Annotated in this window: 20 protein-coding genes; 8 read left to right on the plus strand and 12 right to left on the minus strand. The window is 53.0% G+C overall.

All coding sequences use genetic code 11. The features are described from left to right. The first annotated feature begins 19 nt into the window (after nt 1-19). On the plus strand, nt 20-574 hold the full coding sequence (locus ABJM21_RS16485; RefSeq protein ID WP_348302008.1) for a thiamine phosphate synthase: 555 nt from the start codon (nt 20-22) through the stop codon (nt 572-574). A 43-nt stretch (nt 575-617) separates the two neighbouring features. Here the strand turns inward: ABJM21_RS16485 and ABJM21_RS16490 are convergent, their stop codons facing one another. Then, nucleotides 618-1,352, minus strand: coding sequence for a hypothetical protein (locus tag ABJM21_RS16490; protein WP_348302009.1), 735 nt, complete (start codon nt 1,350-1,352; stop codon nt 618-620). 384 nt (nt 1,353-1,736) lie between these two features. On the opposite strand from ABJM21_RS16490, the gene ABJM21_RS16495 reads away from it, so the two are divergent. The 4 genes from ABJM21_RS16495 (at nt 1,737) to holA (ending at nt 6,417) form a co-directional block, all read left to right on the plus strand. Then, a complete protein-coding gene (locus ABJM21_RS16495; RefSeq protein WP_348302010.1) occupies nt 1,737-2,198 on the plus strand; it encodes a DUF3576 domain-containing protein in 462 nt (153 codons plus the stop codon). 64 nt (nt 2,199-2,262) lie between these two features. Further along, a complete protein-coding gene (gene leuS, locus ABJM21_RS16500) occupies nt 2,263-4,818 on the plus strand; it encodes a leucine--tRNA ligase (protein ID WP_348302011.1) in 2,556 nt (851 codons plus the stop codon). Next, complete coding sequence (gene lptE / locus ABJM21_RS16505) at nt 4,815-5,333, plus strand: LPS assembly lipoprotein LptE (protein ID WP_348302012.1); 519 nt, start codon at nt 4,815-4,817, stop codon at nt 5,331-5,333. The genes leuS and lptE overlap by 4 nt, the downstream gene beginning before the upstream one ends. A gap of 37 nt (nt 5,334-5,370) precedes the next feature. Beyond that, the gene (gene holA, locus ABJM21_RS16510) at nt 5,371-6,417 is read left to right on the plus strand and encodes a DNA polymerase III subunit delta (protein WP_348302013.1); all 1,047 of its coding nucleotides are present in this window, start codon (nt 5,371-5,373) and stop codon (nt 6,415-6,417) included. A 6-nt stretch (nt 6,418-6,423) separates the two neighbouring features. Here holA and ABJM21_RS16515 read toward each other — a convergent pair whose 3' ends face one another. Continuing rightward, on the minus strand, nt 6,424-6,933 hold the full coding sequence (locus tag ABJM21_RS16515) for a DUF4402 domain-containing protein (RefSeq protein WP_348377539.1): 510 nt from the start codon (nt 6,931-6,933) through the stop codon (nt 6,424-6,426). A gap of 368 nt (nt 6,934-7,301) precedes the next feature. Here ABJM21_RS16515 and msrB point away from each other — a divergent pair, with 368 nt between their 5' ends. Both msrB and ABJM21_RS16525 read left to right on the plus strand, forming a co-directional pair. After that, nucleotides 7,302-7,700, plus strand: coding sequence for a peptide-methionine (R)-S-oxide reductase MsrB (gene msrB, locus ABJM21_RS16520; RefSeq protein ID WP_348302014.1), 399 nt, complete (start codon nt 7,302-7,304; stop codon nt 7,698-7,700). Between the two features lie 111 nt (nt 7,701-7,811). After that, nucleotides 7,812-9,932 carry a PBP1A family penicillin-binding protein gene (locus tag ABJM21_RS16525; protein ID WP_348302015.1) on the plus strand — a complete coding sequence of 707 codons (2,121 nt, stop codon included), beginning with the start codon at nt 7,812-7,814 and terminating at the stop codon, nt 9,930-9,932. A 26-nt stretch (nt 9,933-9,958) separates the two neighbouring features. On the opposite strand, the gene ABJM21_RS16530 is transcribed toward ABJM21_RS16525, so the two are convergent. Genes ABJM21_RS16530 through ABJM21_RS16540 form a run of 3 tightly spaced genes read right to left on the minus strand, consistent with a single transcriptional unit; the run spans nt 9,959 to nt 11,725 of the window. Next, nucleotides 9,959-10,702, minus strand: coding sequence for a SprT family zinc-dependent metalloprotease (locus tag ABJM21_RS16530; RefSeq protein WP_348302016.1), 744 nt, complete (start codon nt 10,700-10,702; stop codon nt 9,959-9,961). Beyond that, nucleotides 10,689-11,135, minus strand: a complete 447-nt coding sequence (locus tag ABJM21_RS16535; protein WP_348302017.1) for a YcgN family cysteine cluster protein — start codon at nt 11,133-11,135, stop codon at nt 10,689-10,691. Before ABJM21_RS16535 ends, ABJM21_RS16530 begins: the two co-directional genes overlap by 14 nt. Beyond that, complete coding sequence (locus ABJM21_RS16540) at nt 11,123-11,725, minus strand: SCO family protein (protein WP_348302018.1); 603 nt, start codon at nt 11,723-11,725, stop codon at nt 11,123-11,125. The genes ABJM21_RS16535 and ABJM21_RS16540 overlap by 13 nt, the downstream gene beginning before the upstream one ends. 105 nt (nt 11,726-11,830) lie before the next feature. Here ABJM21_RS16540 and ABJM21_RS16545 point away from each other — a divergent pair, with 105 nt between their 5' ends. Beyond that, nucleotides 11,831-12,499 carry an ankyrin repeat domain-containing protein gene (locus ABJM21_RS16545; protein ID WP_348302019.1) on the plus strand — a complete coding sequence of 223 codons (669 nt, stop codon included), beginning with the start codon at nt 11,831-11,833 and terminating at the stop codon, nt 12,497-12,499. A gap of 24 nt (nt 12,500-12,523) precedes the next feature. Here ABJM21_RS16545 and ABJM21_RS16550 read toward each other — a convergent pair whose 3' ends face one another. From ABJM21_RS16550 to dnaQ, 7 genes are all read right to left on the minus strand, one after another. Then, on the minus strand, nt 12,524-13,066 hold the full coding sequence (locus ABJM21_RS16550; RefSeq protein WP_348302020.1) for an MmcB family DNA repair protein: 543 nt from the start codon (nt 13,064-13,066) through the stop codon (nt 12,524-12,526). A gap of 234 nt (nt 13,067-13,300) precedes the next feature. Then, nucleotides 13,301-14,011 carry a cell wall hydrolase gene (locus ABJM21_RS16555; protein WP_348302021.1) on the minus strand — a complete coding sequence of 237 codons (711 nt, stop codon included), beginning with the start codon at nt 14,009-14,011 and terminating at the stop codon, nt 13,301-13,303. 194 nt (nt 14,012-14,205) lie between these two features. Next, the gene (locus tag ABJM21_RS16560; protein WP_348302022.1) at nt 14,206-14,541 is read right to left on the minus strand and encodes a DUF1491 family protein; all 336 of its coding nucleotides are present in this window, start codon (nt 14,539-14,541) and stop codon (nt 14,206-14,208) included. After that, on the minus strand, nt 14,538-15,017 hold the full coding sequence (locus ABJM21_RS16565) for a PaaI family thioesterase (RefSeq protein WP_348302023.1): 480 nt from the start codon (nt 15,015-15,017) through the stop codon (nt 14,538-14,540). The genes ABJM21_RS16560 and ABJM21_RS16565 overlap by 4 nt, the downstream gene beginning before the upstream one ends. 2 nt (nt 15,018-15,019) lie before the next feature. Beyond that, on the minus strand, nt 15,020-15,487 hold the full coding sequence (locus ABJM21_RS16570; protein WP_348302024.1) for a PTS sugar transporter subunit IIA: 468 nt from the start codon (nt 15,485-15,487) through the stop codon (nt 15,020-15,022). A gap of 140 nt (nt 15,488-15,627) precedes the next feature. Further along, nucleotides 15,628-16,200: a ribosome-associated translation inhibitor RaiA gene (gene raiA, locus ABJM21_RS16575; protein ID WP_348302025.1), complete on the minus strand. Its 573-nt coding sequence runs from the start codon at nt 16,198-16,200 to the stop codon at nt 15,628-15,630. A gap of 64 nt (nt 16,201-16,264) precedes the next feature. Further along, nucleotides 16,265-16,963 (minus strand): DNA polymerase III subunit epsilon, encoded by a 699-nt coding sequence (dnaQ, locus tag ABJM21_RS16580; protein WP_348302026.1) that lies wholly within the window; start codon nt 16,961-16,963, stop codon nt 16,265-16,267. Nucleotides 16,964-16,977: the final 14 nt, after the last annotated feature.

Genomic DNA, 16,977 nt, shown 5'->3' on the forward strand with positions numbered 1-16,977 from the left:
TATATGGCAGGTGATCAGCATGCACCACCCCTGCTTTTCCAATCTTTATCCGCAAATCTGGTTGATGACCGATCGGCGTAATGACGCGGTGCTGGAAAAATCGATCGCAGGCCTGCCGCGCGGCAGCGGGATTATATTCCGCCATTACCATCTGGATGAAGCCGCACGCTATACTAGGTTTCAAACCATCAGGAACTACGCTCGGCGAAGCGATCATCTTCTGATCCTCGCCGGCCCGCCGAGGCTGGCGCATCTATGGGGTGCAGATGGGGTTCACGGACGGCAATGGAAAAGACACCAGACTGCTGGCTTACTGCATAGCGCGCCGGTTCATAATGCCAGAGAGATTTTGACAGCCAAACATGTTGGCGCAGACCTGTTATTCTTGTCCCCTACCTTTGCAACCCGGTCCCATCCGGATCAACGGCCTCTTGGTCAACTGCAACTCAGACGCCTTATTGCCTTGTGCAACAAGCCGGTATTCCTACTCGGCGGTATGAATGCGCGGCGATTTCAGCAGCGCGAACATCTCGGTGCACATGGCTGGGCCGCGATTGATGGGCTAAGCGCGTAGGGTTTCAAGTTTTTGGAAATCGGCTTGTCGAAACAGCCTAATATTAGAAACGGAACTGCGTTCCAACATACACGGCTTGGCTATCCTGACGCGAATCGGTCAAAGGAGCCATCCGGTCCCGCTCATTTCTCAAACGAACGCCAGCGGTCACATCCAGATTGCGAGTCACGGAATAGCTGCCGCCAAGATCAAGCGAATAGTCTTTTTCACTGGCTGTCAAAGCACCTGGTGCAGCGCCAAGTGGCGTTTTTGCATCAATGGACAGACGCGGACTAAACCGGCTCTTCTTGCCGGTATCTTTATCATCTTTATCAACGCCAGCACCAATTTCGGAGAGATCAGGCAGATTATCACCTAGCTTCTTAACCGGAATAGCGAAGCTCTTCAGACCTTTGGCCGTGCCCAGGCTGAAAGATGTTTGCGTGATTTTGGTTGGTGTCAGAACGCCAGCACCCGGAGCCGCCGAAGCAATATTCTCTCGAATGGAAATGGCTTTGCTGGACGCATCCTGGCGTACCACAACAGTAACGGCACGATCACCGCTTGTATTACCACCAGCAGGCGTGAATTTAAATTGGGTCTTACCGCCCAAGCTATTGCGTTTGAAGCTCGCAGCCAGTTCGGGATCAGCGCCAGCGGTTGTAAAAGAACCAATGGTGTTCAGTGATACCGCGTCGCTCTGTCCGGAAAGTACACGCGCCAGTGCAGGAGTCATGGCAAGACCAGAAGCCGCGAGTCCCGCAGCTAACCAACCCAAAAGATTGCCATTTTTCTTCATGACGACGTTATTTCCCCTTGCTGAGTCGTAGCTATACCAAATTTTCGGTTAAGACACGAGTCAACTTGCTGATTTAGTCTGATTTTCCTGATCTAAGTGCTTTCTGTTGCAGATCGGTTACGGTTTCACATTCAACGGCCCAGCATTTTAGATAGGCCAAGCTGAACCAAAGATTATCGAGTCGCTCAACCCAACCGCATCTCCGTCACAGCTCAACCCGCTCATTCAACTGCTATTCACCCAGAGCTTCGCATGAGCAAAATGTTGCGCTTTGGCTTGCCCCTTGCGGCAAAGCAATTATAGAGAGCGTTGAAATCAGATTTACCGGCATGCGGCGCCATTGTTTATTATGCGCGCGCCATATTGCCAACGAGGAGTGTAGTCATGTCCCGCCTTTCTTTATCCGCTGCTAAAATGCGTCCTTTGGTAATGGGCCTTTCGGCCGTGGCATTGGTATCCGGCCTTTCAGCCTGCGCTAGCAAAGACCGGCCGCGGGCTGATCTCGCCGCATCGCAGATCACCACCATTGGCGTGAACAGCTATTTGTGGCGCGCAACCCTCGACAGCCTGTCCTTTATGCCGCTGACCCAAACCGACAGCAATGGCGGCGTGATCCTGACCGACTGGTATGTGAATCCGCAAAATCCTTCAGAACGGATGAAACTGAATATCTCGATCCTCGATCAGGATCTACGCGCAGATGCGCTGCGCGTCGGGGCTTCCCGGCAAGTGCGCAATGGCGGCACCTGGGTGGACGCACCTGTGAAGGCGGCTACCACACAGAAGTTGGAACAGATCATCCTCACCAAAGCGCGCGATTTGCGCCGCGGGGCCCTTACTAATTGATTGGGACCACAAACTAATCTAACGACGAGCCTGCCGAAGCGGGCCACATTTTTATAGGACCAGCATGACCGATCAGCGTTTTAACCCTTTATCGGCGGACAAACGCTGGCAGGCCCGCTGGTCTGAAGCCGGCACGTTTGAAGCCGACGACAATTCGCCAAAGCCGCGCAGCTTTGTGTTGGAAATGTTTCCCTACCCCTCTGGCCGCATTCATATGGGCCATGTCCGCAACTATACCATGGGCGACGTTCTCGCTCGTTTCCGGCGGATGCAGGGTTTTGAAGTGCTTCATCCCATGGGTTGGGATGCTTTCGGTATGCCAGCGGAAAATGCGGCGATGGAAAAGAAAGTCCATCCCGGTGAATGGACCCGCGCCAATATCGTGGGAATGCGCGATCAGATAAAACGCCTCGGCTTTGCGCTCGATTGGAGCCGCGAAATCGCGACCTGTGAGCCGGATTATTATGGTCAGGAACAAGCGCTGTTCATCGACATGTTTGAGGGCGGGCTGGTCTATCGCAAGGAGTCGGCGGTCAACTGGGACCCGGTCGATATGACCGTGCTAGCCAATGAGCAGGTGATTGATGGCAAAGGCTGGCGCTCCGGCGCTCCGGTGGAAAAGCGCAAGCTCAGCCAGTGGTTTTTGAAAATTACCGATTTTGCTGAAGAACTGCTTAGCGGTCTGGATGATCTAAAAGGCTGGCCGGAAAAGGTCCGGACGATGCAGGAAAACTGGATCGGCAAGTCGCAAGGCCTGCAATTTCATTTTGCGCTGGCAGAGAAGCAGCAGGATATTGAAACCATAGAGGTTTTCTCAACGCGCCCGGATACGATTTTCGGCGCGAGCTTTATCGCCCTGTCCGCTGATCACCCGCTGGCCCAGCAACTGGCGCAAGACAATGAAATGCTCGCGGCCTTTTGTGAGGACTGCAAGAAAACCGGCACGACAGCAGCTGAACTCGAGACGATGGAGAAAAAGGGTTTTGATACCGGCCTGAAAGTAACCCATCCGCTGGACCCTTCGTGGGAGTTGCCGGTGTTCGTCGCGAATTTCGTGTTGATGGATTATGGAACCGGCGCCGTGTTCGGTGTGCCGGCCCATGACCAGCGCGATCTGGATTTCGCTCGCAAATATGCACTGCCAGTGACACGTGTGGTCGCTGCAGAGGGCGACGAAGCCGCGCCGATCCACGATGAATCCTATACCGGACCGGGCAAGCTGGTGAACAGCCGCATGCTCGACGGCATGGATATAGAGACCGCTCAGAAAACCGTCATTGACCAAGCGGAATCAGAGGACTGGGGTAAGGCCCAAACCACCTGGCGTCTGCGCGACTGGGGCGTTTCGCGTCAGCGTTACTGGGGCACACCGATTCCGATCATTCACTGTGACGATTGTGGCGCAGTTCCGGTTCCCAAGGATCAATTGCCGGTTACGCTGCCAGATGATGTCAGCTTTGATATTCCCGGTAATCCGCTGGAACGCCATGAGACTTGGAGCCAAGTCGATTGCCCCAAATGCGGCAAGGCGGCGCGGCGCGAGACCGATACGCTGGATACGTTCACTAACTCCAGCTGGTATTTCCTGCGCTTTGCCAGCCAGCCGGATGATCAGCCATTTGACCCTGATGTGGTCAAACAATGGATGCCGGTATCGCAATATATTGGCGGCATCGAACATGCGATCCTGCACCTGCTATATGCGCGGTTCTGGACCCGAGCACTGGCCTCCATTGGCAAGCTGGATTTTGCCGAACCGTTTGAAAGCCTGTTCACGCAGGGCATGGTGACGCACGAGACCTATTTCGAAACGGTTCAGAACGCAGAGACCGGGGCCGATCAGATCGTCTATTATAGCCCCGACGAGGTGGATCACCGCGAAGGCGGCGTGTTCAAATCATCTGGCGGCGCCCCGATTCAAATCGGCCGCATTGAAAAAATGTCGAAGTCGAAGAAGAACGTTATCGATCCTGATCCGATTATCGAACAATATGGCGCAGATGCGGTGCGTTTCTTCATGCTGTCTGACAGCCCGCCGGAACGCGACCTGCCTTGGTCAGAGGCGGGAATCGAAGGCAGCTGGCGCTTTGTCCAGCGGCTTTGGCGTCTCTTCATAGCAATTGCGGATCAGCCCGCTCCAGACGGCGAAGACAAGAAGCTGAAACGCAAGCTGCATCAGACCATTGCCGGCGTCGCCGAAGATGTCGAGGCCTTGTCCTTCAACAAAGCGGTCGCGAAGGTGTTTGAGCTGGTCAATATGATCGAGAAAGCCGAGCCCTCGGCCGATCGCCACGACGCCATTCGCGCGCTGGCCCGGATTGTCGCACCGATGGTGCCCCATATTGCCGAAGAGGCGTGGGCCCTGTTCGGTGAAAGCGACCTTATTGCCAATGCGCCGTGGCCAGAGGTGGACGAAAGCCTGCTGGTGGAAGATGAAGTCACCATCGCAATTCAGGTGCGCGGTAAATTGCGCGATACCATTGTCACGGCCAAGGGCAGCGACAAGTCCGTACTGGAGGAACTTGCACTTGGCTCCGAGAAGGTGCAGCGTACCATTGATGGAGCGGACATAAAGAAGGTGATCGTAGTGCCCGACCGACTGGTCAACATCGTCATATGATGAAACTGTTGAGCAAAATCACTTTGCTTGCCGCTGCCAGCACATTGCTGGCCTCTTGCGGCCTGCAACCCCTTTATTCCGGCGGCACCAATAGCGTGGTCGCGACCCAGCTTGGCAATGTCCAAGTGGAGCCGATAAAGGGCAAGGCAGGCTGGTTGATGCGCAATGCGCTCAATGATCAACTGTCCACCTTTCAAGGCAGCGAAGCAAAATATCGACTGATCATTGAACTGGACGACAAAATTGCCGGCTTTGGTGTGCGCAGCAACGATCGTATCACTCGCGAACGCCGGACATTGCGCGCGCGTTATCAACTGGTTCGCCTGTCCGACAGCAAAGTGGTACTGGATGCGACTGCGGGATCAGACGCCGGTATTGATGTTGTGTCTTCGGAATATGCCACGGTCGCTGCCGAGGAAACAGCACTGGAAAACCTCTCCACGCGCGTTGCTGACCAGATTGTCAAAAGACTCTCCCTCTTTGCGCGCGAACAGGCCAGCGCCGATGAAAATTGACGGTAGCAACTAATAGCAGCGGCATGAGAATGAAGCCGTGAAAGTCAAAGATAATGAAATTGTGCGCCGCTTTCATGCGGCCCCTGATGCCACGAGACTGGCCGTCTTATGCGGCCCCAATGCTACCCGCTGTCAGGCACTAGCGAATGAACTGGCTGCCCCGCTCGCAGAATCCGCCGAACGGATTGACCTCACCATTGCCGACCTCACCGAAAGCGCCGCCCGGCTGAATGACGAAGCCACATCTGCCTCCCTTTTCGGGGACAAAAGATTCATCATGGTCCGCCTCAATAGCGGAGAAGCGGTAAGGGCGGCGGCAGCGATAGAAAATCTTCTGGAAAGCGACACCAAAGGCGATCCGGTGTTCATCGTTGCGGCGGGCATGGCGGACAAAACCGCTTTGGCCAAGAAGATCGCTGCTGCGCCAGATGCGCTGATCGCGACTTGTTATGAAACCTCTCAAGGCGACGCTGTTGCTGCCATATCCGGCATGGCGCGCGACGAAGGCGTGCAGATGTCACGCGATATGGCCGCCGCCATTGCCGCGCTAACCAGCAATGATCTGGTGCTGGCGAAACTCGAAGTCGAAAAAATCGCGCTTTATCTGGATGCAACACCAGACAATCCGCAAACCGCCGAAATCGAACTGCTTTCGTTACTGGGGGCAGAAAATGATGAAGAAGATTTGGGCCTGCTCATTAACGCGGCTATCGGCGGCGACACCAAAAAGCTGTCCCATGAACTGGCGGCCGTCAGTACAACAGGCTTTAGCGAAGTTGGCTTGATCCGTTTGATGCTGCGGCACCTGACTAAGCTCGCGGAACTGCGTACCAAGGCCGATCAGGGGTCCAATATCGGCAAACTGGTCAATCACCCCAGCGTTTTCTGGAAAGACCGTGACCATTATGCGCGTCAACTCAGTATCTGGTCTTCCGGCCATATCGCGCGGCTGATTGAACGGATACTAGCGCTGGAAATAGCTCTCAAAAGCAGCGGCCAGCCTGAACATGTGCTGGTTGAGCAGGAGTTACTGACCATCGCCCGGAAAGCAGCGCAAGCCAGAAAAAGAAGCGGCCTGCGCTAAAATTTCTCACTCATAATTAGCGGTAATAGCGATCCGTCCACGGAATTGACCGCTAGCACTGCCCGTAACCCGCAGTTTTCCGCCAAAGGTGAAGGTAAGGCGCCCATCACGATCCAACCGTGCCTGCGCCGGTAAATCGGTGTCGAGCTTGACCAGATCAGCAGTCGCACCATTGGGAGCACTAAGGGTGATCCGTTCTGGCAGTTGAACGCGCACCAGCCGTCCCGGTTCACCGGTTAGACGACCTTCGCCGTGAAGCGAAAGCCCGCCAAGATCGGCTATACCGCCACTGAACCGGCGTTGACCCGATGCTGGATCCAATTCGACTTCACCGCCCGTTCGATTGAGCAAAGCGAACCGCGAAAAATCAAGATTGGTCGTGATTTCGATACTTAACGGTTTGTCGGCCTCACCAGAGGAGCGTGACGAGGATGCATCACTTGGCTGCGCCGCACATAAACGGCATTGTGCCACTGCGCTATCGGGCAGAAACACCATAGCGCCGAGCATCAGCATCAGAACCGGAAGAACCGGTCGAAAGTTCGCACATATCATCACCACTGGTCGATTTTGCAGCAAATGCCTGAAAAAATGGTTAATTTTCTATGATTATGGTCGGAATCCAGCCGTTTTCGCGCTTTCCTACACCCGTTTTTCTGTGGTAATTTAAACGCTGCTCATTCTCTGCTTTAGATACCTCTATGTTAGCTGAAATTTGGCCGAAAATGTCAAACTTCAACGGATAACGGGCTGTGATGTGTGTGAACTTTGGATGCGAAATCGAAGATTTGGGTGATGATATTTGACCTAAAAGACACTGTGAAGATTGTAAACTTCACCCAGATTCGCTTGACGTCCCGCCGGTTTCTCCCCATTTTAAAGTCATGGAAAAAATCATCTTGAGCGCCGAGGAATGGCGCGAAAAACTATCTCCCGAACAATATCATGTGCTGCGCGAAGCGGGTACCGAACGCGCCTTTACCGGCCAACTCAATGCTGAAAAACGCGATGGCGAATTTTTTTGTGCGGGATGCGGCACCAAATTATTCGATGCCACAAAAAAATTCGACAGCGGATGCGGCTGGCCCAGTTTTACCGAACCTACCGAATCAGAAGCGGTAACCGAGATCGAAGATCTGAGTCATGGCATGCGCCGCATTGAAGTGCGTTGCACCAGCTGTGACGGGCATTTGGGCCATGTTTTCCCCGATGGCCCGGCGGAAAATGGCCTGCGCTATTGCATGAACAGCGCGGCGCTGGAATTCGAACCCAAAGAGGCCTGATCGGCTTTCGACAAGCTTTTCACAAATTTTACTGTCCTACACTGTTCAGCATGCAGTAAGACGACAACACGCTAAAACGCGTAGAGTTAGGCGTATAGTGAATGGGATAATATGGCGCGGGGCAAAAAACGCAGCAAACAACCAGGACCGGTTCGCAAATGGTTTTTCCGGCTAGTCAAAACCGGATTGGTCATTGGCTTGCTCGGCTTTATCGCGCTTGCGGTTACAGTTACGGTTATTCGATCATCCCTGCCGGGATATGAAGATCTGAAATCGTCGCCCAATGGCCAGATGATCCGCGTGCTCGACGTAAGCGGCCGTGAGCTTTTTTCTATGGGCCCCAGCTATGGCCAATGGCTGGAATATGATGATATTCCGCAAGTCATGATCGATGCCATGGTGGCGGTGGAAGACCGGCGCTATGAAAGTCATCTGGGGGTTGATCCCATCGGTATTGCCCGGTCGGTGAAAGTGCGTCTGGAACGCGGTCGTTGGGTGCAAGGCGGCTCGACCATCACCCAGCAACTGGCACGCAATATCTTTCTGAACAACAGCCGAACCTTTGGCCGCAAGGGTCGCGAGATGTTGCTGGCACTGGCCATCGAGCGTAAATTCTCCAAAGAACAAATTTTGGAACTTTACCTGAACAAAGTTTACTATGGCGGCGGTGCATATGGGATTGATGCGGCCTCGCGCCGGTTTTTTGCCCATAGCGCAAGCGAATTGAGCCTGGCGGAAGCGGCAATTATTGCGGGACTAGTCAAAGCACCATCACGCTATTCCCCGACCGCCGATGCCCAAGCGGCAATTGACCGCGCCACCGTCGTATTGCGCGTCATGCAGGATGCTGGTGCAATCACCGCGGCCCAAGCAGCAGAAACCAAGCCAACCGCTGTAAAAATGGCACCCGAACCCCGGCAGAACAGCGTGCGTTACTTTACCGACTGGGCATTACCACAACTGGATTTGCTAATCGATGAAACGGTGGAACCGATTGAAGTGTGGACAACATTGGATCTCGGAATGCAGCGTGCGGCCACCAATGCCATTCAAACCGGTGTGCCAGCAGGCGTGCAAGGTGCGCTTGTTGCCATTGACCGTGACGGGGCCGTGCGGGCGATGGTTGGCGGTACCGATTACGTCACATCCAACTATAACCGCGCGACACAAGCTGTGCGGCAGCCGGGATCTGCCTGGAAAGCCTTTGTCTATATGGCGGCTTTAGAAGCGGGTTATTCACCCAATGATATAGTCACAGACCAACCGATAAAAATCGGAAACTGGACACCGCGTAACAGCGGCGGAAACTATGCCGGGGACATTTCTTTGCGTAGCGCCTTTGCCTATTCGAAAAACACCGTCGCTGCCGCCATCGGCAATGATATCGGCACAACCACAGTCGCCAACATGGCACGGCGGTTTGGCATTAGCACACCGATTGACGTCTATCCTTCGATGGTGCTGGGCACTTCCGACGTCCGGCTACTCGAAATGACCCGTGCCTTTGCGTCCATCAATGCCAAAGGTATCGCCATCACCCCCTATGCGATTACCAAAGTCAGCAACATGAACGGCGACGTTCTGTATAAGAGCAAATATGATGGTAGCCGGGTTCTGGTAGACCCCTGGGTCGCCGCCGGGATTACCGACCTTATGCAGACCGCCGTCAATACCGGTACTGGTAGAGCAGCGAAGATTGGGCGTCCGGTAGCAGGTAAGACCGGAACAACAAGCAGCAACAAAGATGGCTGGTTCCTTGGCTTTTCAAGCGGTCTGACGACGGGCGTTTGGATGGGCCGCGACGATGCCAAAGCGGTTCGCGGGCTGCAGGGTGGCCGTGCACCTGCCGCTGCTTTTGCGGCCTTCATGAAAGTTGCTGTCGCCAAGCGCAAAATCGAGAAATTTGAGACCGATTTGGTCTTGCCGGACTGGCAGCTGGAACCGGATGAAGAAGAACTATATGGTGCACCCGAAGACGGAATTTATGTCGACGAAAACGGCATGCCAATAGAGACCGGTCAGGGTCTGGAATATGATCTGGAGGACGGCCAAGCCGAAGATGGTCCGCCGCAACTGGATCAAGGGTGGATTGACTCGGTGTTAGGCAGAGGGGAACAGGGCGAACAACCAGAGACCCGGCAAAGCGAGAATGATTCACCGGCGGATGAACCTCAAACACCCGCAAGGCCGGATGCACCCGTTTCGATTTTGCCAAAGCCGGCCGAAGAATAGGTGCTAAGCGCTGGGCTCGGCGATATCTAGCGGGCCGGAGCACCGATAAGATGCAGAGCCGGTCCATGCTGCTTGAGCCAGCGATCCGCGTCGCGCCGGTCCCCTTCAAATATGCCATCAAGCAAAGCATAGAAAGATGGGCTATGGTTCATATGGCGCAAATGAGCCACTTCATGCGCGACCACCGAACGCCGCACCATCGGCGGGGCCATGACCAGTCGCCAGCTCAACCGTATCGCCTTGCGTCCGGAACAACTTCCCCAGCGGCGACGGGCATCCCCAACGGACAATGTCGGTAGATCGGTTTCAGCACGCGCGCAGTAATAACCCAGGTCATCTGCATAAATGGCTCGCGCCTGATCTTTCATCCAGTCGATCACGCGCACTTCAATTCTTTCCTCCGGGCCTCCGACTTGAATTTCATCATCTAATTTCAAAGGTTTTCGGTTAAAATCACTGGACCAACGGACGAAATGGCTTTGTCCTGCAAAGGCCAGTTCAGCACCATTAACAATAGGAACGGGCGGGAGGGCATCGGCAAAACGGGCTGCCAGCCAATCGGATTTAGACTGAGCAAAGCGCAGTGCATGTGCGGTGTTGGCGTGAATAGGCATCGTAAGACGAACCTCACCTTTCACGGTATCCGCGGAAACGGCAATAGAACGTGACTGCGCCAATTTGCGGACACGCAGGGGATAATATTCGCCGTCCAACTCAATTTCCAATTCATCCTGATCTGCCTGAACAGATCGGTGTTTAGAGCGGCTCATCGAGAATATGCTGTTCAATCGGCCCAGCTTCCACCTCCGTTATAACCTTGCCGCGAATAGAATTTCCGGTCTCGTGAATAGTCTCACGATCGCCGGAAATCAGATAGTGCCAGTCCGGGAGTGGCTGGCCCCGTGCCCGCATCTTATAGGCACAGCTATCGGGTAGCCAGGAGAATGTATCAAGCTTGCTGCGGGTCAGCCGGACACAATCTGGTACATAATAGCGGCGGCGGCGATAATCACTACACTGGGCGCTTTGCATATCCAGCATCTTACAAGCAATGTTGGTCATGTAGATTTGACCATCATCCTCATCTTCCGCTTTGAGTAGACAGCATTTTCCGCATCCGTCGCACAAAGCCTCCCATTGCGCGCGGTCCAGCTCATCGAGAGGCCGTTCCCAAAATGGAGGAGCGTCCGCTATCGTGTCCACCGCTTGATTTCATCTGCTACCTGCTGGGGTGTCCCGTCAAACGGAAGCAGCGCAATAGGCTCACCTTGCGGTCCGAACAAATATCCTTGCCGACTGTGGTCGACAAGATACTCACTAAAACCGGGGCTTTCGCGCTTATTATAAATGATCAGATATTTCTTCGCGACAGCAGCTATTTCGTCGACCGTGCCTGTTAGTCCGATCAGCCGAGGGTGAAAATTGTCTGTATATTGCTTGAGCTGTTCCGGTCCATCACGTTCCGGATCGATGGAAATAAATATCGGCTGGATCTTCTCGACCAGCGCCGGGTCTTCTTTCTCCGCGAGAGTGAGTCCATTCATCAAATTGGCCAGATCTATCGGACAAACGTCGGGGCAATAGGTAAAACCGAAATAGATGATCCGATATTTCCCATCAAAGTCCGTGTCTGAGCTTTTTCCGCCATCCTGGTTGGTCAGCGTAAAGCTTCCCCCAATTTTCGCACCAGCAAGCGGCGCTTCTGCTTCAGCATTATCGGAAGAAGCCGGGTTGCAGCCAGACATTAGCGACAGTAGAAGCATGGCTGACAAAGCGGATCTGAATTTGTTCATCATGCGGCCAGACATGGTCTGCTAAGGGATAATATTCAACCGATAATTGACGCAATCTATCGCCGGATGGTAATTCGGCCGTCAAATCTGGATAGGGCAGTATTTATGTTTTGGGGCAACAGTAAATTTTCACGGGCAAATGGCTCATTTGTAGGGAAAAGCGCGATCAAAAATGCTTTCCTTGGTCTCATGGTCCTCTGTTCTCTAACAATTCCTCAGTTGGCCAGCGCGCAATTTTCCAGCAGCTATAATTTCCTGAAAGCCGTGAAAGATCGTGACGGAACCGAGGCCACCAAATTTTTGAATGAACCGGGCACCGTCATCGTCAACACACGGGACGTTACGACCGGCGAAACTGCCCTGCACATTGTAATCGCCCGGCGCGATGCAACCTGGGCCGGCTTTTTGTTGCAGAAAGGCGCTAATCCCAACCTCCGAGACAAACAGGGTACCACGCCGCTGCTTCTGGCCACGCGATTGCGGTTCATTGAAGGCGCAAAGATTCTATTGTCCAAAAAAGCCGAAGTTAATCAAACAAATAACCGCGGCGAAACCGCTTTAATCCGGGCCGTGCAACTGCGGGATTCGGAAATGACCCGGTTGTTGCTGAAAAACGGTGCCGACCCGGACCGTTCTGACACGTTGGCCGGACTGTCTGCCCGCGACTATGCCACGCGAGACCGGCGTGCTGCTGCGATTTTGCGTGAAATCGAAAAAGCCGATGCGGAGAAGAAACCGGAAACCGAAGGACGGTTTTTCGGACCAGAAGGTTAGATCACTGACCCGCGATATTTTCGCTCAGTAAAATTCACGCGCCTCTGGATCAATCCAGCCGTTCACCACAGACAGCCGCTGCATGGATCGCCGCGCCAGCCGCATGGTCTCGGCCTTTCTTCGAGCCGGCGCGAGAGCATGGGTGGCCGCTGGTCGGATCATTTCCGCATCATAAGCATCTGCGATGATCAAACCGGCTCGTTCTGGCAAGAAGTCTGCGCGCTCCAGTGGCGAGATATCCAATTCTCCGGGTACAGCCCAATAGAACCGATCGCAAAAATCCAGATATTCGGTCCATTTATCATCGGCTAGCAAATCTCCGCGCGCGACTTTTATCTCGACGATTACAATCTGACCCTTGGCATCGACTCCCATTAAGTCAGCACGCCTTCTATTCGGAAGACTGACCTCAGATAGTACCGTAATATCATGTCTGGAAAAAAGCCTCGCAACCCCCCGGGCAACAGCTGCTGCCCCGGTCAAGGGCGCGCTGTTTTCGTCTATCTGGCCAGAATCAGGAGCCAAGGCAGCGGTGTTCAACGGCGAATCATTGGGTGCTATCATCATTCAGATAAGATAGAACATAAAAAGAACAAAATAAAGATGCTTGTCATTTTCGGACAACTGCGGAAGCCGATAATATCAGGCAATGCCCTTGATCAGACGAAACAAAAGTGATTTCCATCTAAAGTTCACACACATCACAGCCTACTAGGTGGAACAATCGATATTTCGCCCATGGGCCTCCAAAAATAAAGGCTCCCATTTGGGAGCCTTTATAAAATCCTTTGATGATCGAAATCAGCGATAGAATATATGGTTATCGATCGTTGCCATGCGCTTGAGCCGCCACCCGGGCGATACATAGCGGGCGTGGAAGAATAGAGCGCCTTCAACAGGGCTTTTCCAACCATCATTCACCGCAATCTTTGCAATCGCAACCGCATTGCGCCAGTGGCGATGCCCTTTATCGATCCGCGGCATTTTGCCATTGCGAATGAAAGAAAATTGTTTGCGCTGATATACAACGCCGCAAAGGCTATTGGGAAACCGCGATGAAGCAGCCCGGGCCATGACAACGCGCGCCACGGCGAGCTGACCAGGCAGTGTTTCGCCCTTGGATTCAAAATAGACTGTTCCAGCAAGACACTGCATTTCTTTGCTGAGTGATCCGTCAACAGATTGTTGCTTAACCAATTCACGCAGCGATCCAGCGCCTTCATTGGTGAAATCAACGCTCTCGACAGCAGCTTGCTCTTCATTGGCGAGCCGATCTGCATCAATGACATCTTGGGGGATTTCAGACAGAACTTCCTGCTGTTCACCAAATATGACGGTTTCGAAACCTGGTGTATTGTCTTTATTGTCCAGCATTGCCGGATCAATGACGATCTCGGTCTCTGGGGTATCATTGGCAGCTTCTAGTGCGAATGATACATCGGTCACAGCAAGAGCGGCGACCGTAGAAAATGCAAGCGATAGGACGCTTGCAGCTTTTAAAATTTTGCTCATAAACCTGTTATTTTATGCGGCGAGTCCAATGCGGGCCAAAACCAGCGTAAATAAGCCTAAAAACCAACCAACGGCTTATCCCTGTTCCCTCCGTCTGCGTGTCCGTTCCATGTCCATATGGACAATCCCTTGGAACAACCTTCGCTTCAAAGTTGGCCGCGAGATAGTTGTGCAGTGCAACAAAGTCAATTGAATCAGGTCATATCAGCGATGAGCCGTTCCGCATCCGGGACGTCCAGTTCAATTAACCATAAGTCAGGGTCAAATCCGGTTCTGCGCTTCAAATACTCGTCTAAATCTTGTTTTTTTTCAGTATCTTGCGGCCGTATCATTTGCCATGTCGATGGACCATCAAGACTCGGCATTTTCTCCAAAAGTCGCGGATCTTTACCTTTTTCAAGGCATATTATGAGGATCGCGCCAGAGATTCGGTCGCCCTTGCGGAGCACGACACCAAAGCCGCCCTCCTGATTCACTTTGCGCAGCAACGATTGCACAACCATTTCCGCAGACAGTCGCGGCTCGATCATTGGTCCTGCTTATATCCGGGAAGCGACGCTAACGAGATGTGGGAGCGCATGAATGTACCGGTACCACGGGCTATTTCCTCACCATCTTGGTCAATCAGCCGGGAATCAGCCACAAAAACCCGCCTTTTCCCGCTAACCCAACGACCTTCAGCCGTCACCGTGCTGGATTTCAACGGCCGTGTGAACAGAAGATTGAAAGCAGTAGTCAGCAAAAATCGGTCGGAAACCAGGCTGTTGGCTGCATAAAAGGCAGCATCATCAAGCATTTTGAAGTAGCTGGTACCGTGAACGGCGCCAGCCGCGTGATAATGACGCTCATCGACCGCAAATGTAATGCGAGCAAAACCGCGCTCTGTAATTTCGAGATCGGATTCAAATAATGTGTTGATCGGTGCGGCTTTATAAAGTCGCTCTAAAGCGCGAAAATGTTCATGGGATCCATCGGGTTCCTGCTCTGAATCTTTTTCTGACGCCATTATCAAGCCGCTTGCTGGTCCTGTTGTCCGGTTAGCAAGACATAGAGCGCATCTTCGGACGCTGCACCCCGTAATTTTGCTACAATTGATTCGTCACGCAGGAATCGTGAAACCTCTGCCAAGGCTTTCAGGTGGTCGGCGCTGCCTTGTTCCGGCGACAACAGACCAAAGATCAAATCAACAATCTGACCATCATGAGCATCAAAACCGATGGGCTGTTCGAGGCGGATGAACAAGCCAACGCAACGATCCAGCTCTTTGATTCTGGCATGCGGAATCGCAACTGATCCGCCAAAACCGGTCGATCCCAAGGTTTCGCGGTCTTGCAGACGGTTCATTACTATATCCGCGTCGAGGCCGTAACACTGAGACGCTTTTTTCGCCAAAGTCGCGAAAATATCTTGCTTGGATAGGCCGGTTGCGCTCGCCGTTACAGCGGCAGCATCCATATGAACTGACAAATATTCCATTTTATCCTCAAAGGCCCAAAGGCCTGAACTATTACTACGCAAAGCATCTTGGCGAATCGCCTTTAAAAGATGCAGCTGATCACACTTATCTTTCCGCCAAAATTCCTAGCGAAACGGGGGTTTCAAGAGCGAAAAAAGCGCTATTTTTGTGGTTCAACCCAACCGATAGTGCCGTCGGATCGGCGGTAAACCATATTATGCGATCCAGTTCCAGCATTTTTAAACAATAGCGCGCCAGTGTTACGCAAATCCATCATCATCACGGCATCGGAAACGCTAGCTTCGGGAATATCGGTGCTCGTTTCAGCGATGATCGGTGGTGCTTCAGAATTTACTTCCACCTCAATCTCATCATCGCCCGCATCAAATACGCGATAGGCTGCTTCTTCCTGTTTGGCAGCATATTGTGCTTGAACATGATGATCGTTGAGGCGGCGCATGTAGCGGCGCAGCTGTTTTTCGATCTTGTCCGCAGCCTGTTCGAAAGCCTGATGGGCATCACCAGCCCGCGCCTCTGATTTCAGCATCAGCCCGGTCATAATATGAGAGACAATATCGCATTGGAAGTGATTGTGGGGGGCTTTGCCAAATGTCGCATGGCTGGAAATGGCCTTGGGGAAATATTTGTCGGCTATCGCATTCATTCGATCGTCAACATGGCCTTGGAGCGCATCGCCGGTGTCCACCTGATGTCCTGAAACACGAATTTCCATATTTTTTCTCCATTATGGTTGCGCAAATTTTAAAACTACACGGCAGGAAAGAATATCTAGACCATCAACTATCGGCCCAGAGCGGATCTTTTATCCCTTCCATAAAAGCAGCATGGCGCGCCAGTTCTTCTGCGCTGGCGCTATGGGGCCGGGGCGCAATAAATTGTCGGCGCAGCGCGGCTTCCTTCTGTGTCGGTTGCCGGTCGTCCGTCTCAGAAACGACCTTGTCATCGGCAAGACCCAGACCGATCTGACGACCACCAGTTAATTCTATATAGAGTTGAGTCAGTAATTCCGCGTCAAGCAAGGCCCCGTGTTTGACGCGGTGGCTGCGATCAATACCATAACGGCTACACAAGGCATCGAGCGATAATTTGGCGCCAGGGTGTTTCACCTTTGCTATGGCGAGCGTGTCAACCATGCGAAATTGTGAAATCGGCGACTTGCCGCACAAGACCAGTTCCGCATTCAGGAAGTTAAAGTCAAATTGCGCGTTATGTGCGACCAAGTTGGCCTCGCCGAGAAATTCCAGCAATTCGTCCGCGCCAGCAGCAAATAGCTTCTTATCAGATAGAAAAACATCCGACAGCCCGTGGACTTCTTCTGCAGCTTTAGGCATCGAGCGTTGGGGATTATAATAGCAGTGGAAGCTTGCACCGGTTTCCACGCGGTCGATCATTTCAATACAGCCAATTTCAACCATCCGGTCGCCGCTTTGGGGGTCGAATCCGGTGGTTTCAGTATCGAAAATTATTTCCCGCATGAGTCCAATATCGG

Origin of the sequence: Parasphingorhabdus sp. (assembly GCF_039977335.1) — a bacterium.
GTDB lineage: Bacteria > Pseudomonadota > Alphaproteobacteria > Sphingomonadales > Sphingomonadaceae > Parasphingorhabdus.

Excerpts from the sequence above, each read along its gene's own strand:
- ABJM21_RS16490 (WP_348302009.1), bottom strand. The coding sequence starts at position 1,352 with ATGAAGAAAAATGGCAATCTTTTGGGTTGGTTAGCTGCGGGACTCGCG.
- raiA (WP_348302025.1), bottom strand. The coding sequence starts at position 16,200 with ATGGAAATTCGTGTTTCAGGACATCAGGTGGACACCGGCGATGCGCTC.
- ABJM21_RS16560 (WP_348302022.1), bottom strand. The coding sequence starts at position 14,541 with ATGATCGAGCCGCGACTGTCTGCGGAAATGGTTGTGCAATCGTTGCTG.
- msrB (WP_348302014.1), top strand. The coding sequence starts at position 7,302 with ATGGAAAAAATCATCTTGAGCGCCGAGGAATGGCGCGAAAAACTATCT.
- ABJM21_RS16515 (WP_348377539.1), bottom strand. The coding sequence starts at position 6,933 with ATGCTGATGCTCGGCGCTATGGTGTTTCTGCCCGATAGCGCAGTGGCA.
- dnaQ (WP_348302026.1), bottom strand. The coding sequence starts at position 16,963 with ATGCGGGAAATAATTTTCGATACTGAAACCACCGGATTCGACCCCCAA.
- ABJM21_RS16525 (WP_348302015.1), top strand. The coding sequence starts at position 7,812 with ATGGCGCGGGGCAAAAAACGCAGCAAACAACCAGGACCGGTTCGCAAA.
- ABJM21_RS16555 (WP_348302021.1), bottom strand. The coding sequence starts at position 14,011 with ATGAGCAAAATTTTAAAAGCTGCAAGCGTCCTATCGCTTGCATTTTCT.
- leuS (WP_348302011.1), top strand. The coding sequence starts at position 2,263 with ATGACCGATCAGCGTTTTAACCCTTTATCGGCGGACAAACGCTGGCAG.
- ABJM21_RS16485 (WP_348302008.1), top strand. The coding sequence starts at position 20 with ATGCACCACCCCTGCTTTTCCAATCTTTATCCGCAAATCTGGTTGATG.
- ABJM21_RS16565 (WP_348302023.1), bottom strand. The coding sequence starts at position 15,017 with ATGGCGTCAGAAAAAGATTCAGAGCAGGAACCCGATGGATCCCATGAA.
- ABJM21_RS16545 (WP_348302019.1), top strand. The coding sequence starts at position 11,831 with ATGTTTTGGGGCAACAGTAAATTTTCACGGGCAAATGGCTCATTTGTA.
- ABJM21_RS16570 (WP_348302024.1), bottom strand. The coding sequence starts at position 15,487 with ATGGAATATTTGTCAGTTCATATGGATGCTGCCGCTGTAACGGCGAGC.
- lptE (WP_348302012.1), top strand. The coding sequence starts at position 4,815 with ATGATGAAACTGTTGAGCAAAATCACTTTGCTTGCCGCTGCCAGCACA.
- ABJM21_RS16540 (WP_348302018.1), bottom strand. The coding sequence starts at position 11,725 with ATGAACAAATTCAGATCCGCTTTGTCAGCCATGCTTCTACTGTCGCTA.
- ABJM21_RS16550 (WP_348302020.1), bottom strand. The coding sequence starts at position 13,066 with ATGATGATAGCACCCAATGATTCGCCGTTGAACACCGCTGCCTTGGCT.
- ABJM21_RS16530 (WP_348302016.1), bottom strand. The coding sequence starts at position 10,702 with ATGAGCCGCTCTAAACACCGATCTGTTCAGGCAGATCAGGATGAATTG.
- ABJM21_RS16495 (WP_348302010.1), top strand. The coding sequence starts at position 1,737 with ATGTCCCGCCTTTCTTTATCCGCTGCTAAAATGCGTCCTTTGGTAATG.